At 56.1% G+C, this 289-nt stretch carries 1 protein-coding gene; it reads right to left on the reverse strand.

Annotated elements, in window-relative coordinates; translation table 11 throughout:
- Positions 1–243: glycoside hydrolase family 2 TIM barrel-domain containing protein (locus tag P0G09_RS20405; RefSeq protein ID WP_275253594.1), on the reverse strand; the 243-nt coding region annotated here is incomplete at its 3' end.
- Between the last annotated feature and the right edge of the window lie 46 nt (positions 244–289).

A 289-nucleotide genomic window follows, 5' to 3' on the forward strand; every position in this document is an offset into this window, starting at 1 on the left:
GTTCCGGTTTTCAACGATTGCTTCCGTGTCGGTCAGGGTGATTTTCAAGGGGGCGTATGCCGCCTTGACCGCATCCATCTTGGGGGTGTTACGGCGGTCGGGCAGCACAAGGCCGACCACACAGAATTCCCGGTCGGTGGGGCGGTCACCAAAGTCGCCGCCGTAGGCACAGCCGGGCACAACCTGCGGAATAACAGGGCTTGAGAGGTCGAGGCTTTTTTCTTTTTTTGGAAAATATTTCAAACCAGTGCAATTCCGGGGGCTGCTCATTCGTATCCAGAATGAAGCG

Source organism: Faecalibacterium sp. DFI.5.82 (assembly GCF_029076575.1).
In the GTDB taxonomy this organism is placed as follows: domain Bacteria; phylum Bacillota; class Clostridia; order Oscillospirales; family Ruminococcaceae; genus Faecalibacterium; species Faecalibacterium duncaniae.